The organism is Pirellulales bacterium (genome assembly GCA_036490175.1).
Lineage (GTDB): Bacteria > Planctomycetota > Planctomycetia > Pirellulales > JACPPG01 > JACPPG01.
In genome coordinates this window covers 1-2,240 of the sequence record DASXEJ010000085.1, presented here as the reverse complement: position 1 = coordinate 2,240, position 2,240 = coordinate 1, and the positions used below count along the sequence as shown (strand labels likewise).

3 protein-coding genes are annotated in these 2,240 nt (G+C 58.3%); 1 reads left to right on the top strand and 2 read right to left on the bottom strand.

All coding sequences use genetic code 11. The features are described 5' to 3' along the window. The coding region (locus tag VGG64_06095) for a hypothetical protein (GenBank protein ID HEY1599153.1) at nucleotides 1-187 on the top strand (187 nt) is incomplete at its 5' end. A gap of 56 nt (nucleotides 188-243) precedes the next feature. Here VGG64_06095 and VGG64_06090 read toward each other — a convergent pair. Then, entirely contained in the window at nucleotides 244-975 is a 732-nt protein-coding gene (locus tag VGG64_06090; protein HEY1599152.1) for a PaeR7I family type II restriction endonuclease, read from the bottom strand. Beyond that, nucleotides 965-1,939 (bottom strand): site-specific DNA-methyltransferase, encoded by a 975-nt coding sequence (locus VGG64_06085; protein ID HEY1599151.1) that lies wholly within the window; start codon nucleotides 1,937-1,939, stop codon nucleotides 965-967. Before VGG64_06085 ends, VGG64_06090 begins: the two co-directional genes overlap by 11 nt. Nucleotides 1,940-2,240 lie beyond the last annotated feature (301 nt).

Genomic DNA, 2,240 nt, shown 5'->3' with positions numbered 1-2,240 from the left:
GATGACCGTGATCGAAGGGCCGGACGAAAGCCCGACCAGCGCCGCCCCCGATTCGCCCGCCGGCAAGATCCTGCAAAGCTGCTGGCACGAGGTGGCCCTCGTCGAGCACGAAATGCTGCACGCCATCACCTTCGCCGACCTGATCGAACGTGCCCGAGCGCAAACCGGCAGCATGTATTACATCTGACGCCGGCGGTAGCGGAATTCGTGAGAATTCCGAACGTTCTGCAAGATCCCGCTCATTCAGTGCGTTTCGGCGTAAGCAATGGCGTGGGCCGACAAGCCGGCGGCAAAATTGGCGAAGCTCAATTCCTTAGATGGGCTGGTGAATTTGCCTCTTTCGCCGCCTCGACGTGGTGTAAGCAACAGGCAGGCGCCGTCGTAGAGCCGCTCGCGCAGTAGCCTGGTCAAAAAGATTTCGTACCGCTTGGCGTAGGACGCATCCCGAAATTCCGCGAACACGTTGAAATGCGGCTCTTTGACGCTGACCGGCGCGTTCGACTTCGGGCAATCCTCCAAGAGAAAAACGTAGCCCAGCCAAGGACGTGCCGATGGTTTAAAGGCTCCCTCACGATAAGCGGCCCAAAGGTCGCTTGCATTTCCGAGGGCCTCCTCGACTCGGTTGTTCATGTTGTTGCCGAACGAGGGTCCAACTTGGGCCTTGAATTCGACAACGGCCAGCAAAGAGCCATCGGCGACAACAATCAGGTCCCAATTTTTCTCCGCGCGGTAGTAACCGGGCAGCTCTTTCCGTGCCCGCCAATAGATGTGGGCCTCCGGAAGACCCGCTTTAATGAATAGATCGCGGCAAATGTCCGTGAATCCATCCAGGTGCTTGCCGCCAGTTACGGCAGCACGCAGGCCCGCGTCCTTCTGCCCGGACTTCGTGCCTTGACGCTCGCTCTGCTTATCTCGGGTAAGCCAGAAAAGCTTAATCGCGTCCGCGACCCGCTTCTCGATGCCTTTATGGGCCATGCCACTCGACTTCCGCGGCCATATCAAGGCCTTTTGTTTCGACGATGCGGCGCCATGCGGCCTTCGCATACGTAGCGTCGATTTCATACCCAACGCTGTTGCGTCCATGGCGCATCGCGGCGACAGTCGTGGTACCCGTACCCAAAAACGGATCCAAGACTGTGTCACCGACGAAGCTAAACATGCGGATCAGCCGTTCCGCAAGTGCAAGAGGATAAGGTGCGGGATGGTTGCGGGTTGACGCTCCTGTAACACCCGTCCAGATCTGCTGGAACCATTCCTTGTGGTTTGCGTCCCCGATCACGCTCAAAATGCGAGTTGCCAAGGACGGACTTCGATAACCCCCGGGCTTTCGCTCCATCAAAATGTATTCCAGGTCGTTTTTGATGACCGCGTTCGGTTCGTAGGGCTTGCCCAAAAACGCTGAACCATTGCCGGCCACTTCATAAACGGCATTGGCAATTTTGTGCCAAATGATCGGAGCCAGGTTGTCGTATCCAATGTGGCGACAGTGCTCCTGAATCGAGGCGTGCAGGGGGATGACCGTGTGGCGGCCCTCGTTCTTGCGCCGGGATAGGCACACATCGCCGACCACGCAGATTAACCGGCCGCCAGGAACCAGAGCCCGAAAGCATTGATGCCAGACTTTATCCAATTCAACCAGAAAGCCTTCGTAGTCAGCAAAGTGGCCTAATTGCCCTTCGGTGTCACGATAATCCTTCAGAGTCCAGTAAGGGGGCGACGTTAGAACAAGCTGGACTGATTCAGGATTCAAGCTCATTTCGCGGGCGTCGCCGACGACGATGTCGTGCGTTGTTGGAACCCGCCGTACCGCGTTCTCAATTTCTGCGATCAGGCCGGCGTTCTTCGCGATCGCGGGCAATGCGGTCTGGGCATTGGCCAGCGACGGCAGCCCGGTGGGGATGTAATCTTCGTGGCTATGCTTCGCGAGTTGCCGTAACATTCTGTATTCGCCTGGGCTTTGTCGCCAATTGTAACGCCGCCGACGGCGACGCGGAAGCGACAAGAAATACCTGCGCACAGGCCCTCACGACTTTCGTAAGGACTTCAGCGCCGCGCTGCGGCACTTCGCAAGCGAGCACGCGATTGCGGCTTGTTACTAAGCGGTAATCGCCCCGCGCTTGACGAGGAGCGCGACGATCTTTTCGACGCAGGCGTCGACCGGCAGGCGGTCGGTTTCGAGCACGAGGTCGGGATTGCGCGGCACGTCGTAGGGCGCGCTGACGCCGGGAAAATCCTGGATC

Bases quoted from the DNA above. Each gene is read 5' to 3' on its own strand.
- VGG64_06085 (HEY1599151.1), bottom strand. From the start codon at position 1,939: ATGTTACGGCAACTCGCGAAGCATAGCCACGAAGATTACATCCCCACC.
- VGG64_06090 (HEY1599152.1), bottom strand. From the start codon at position 975: ATGGCCCATAAAGGCATCGAGAAGCGGGTCGCGGACGCGATTAAGCTT.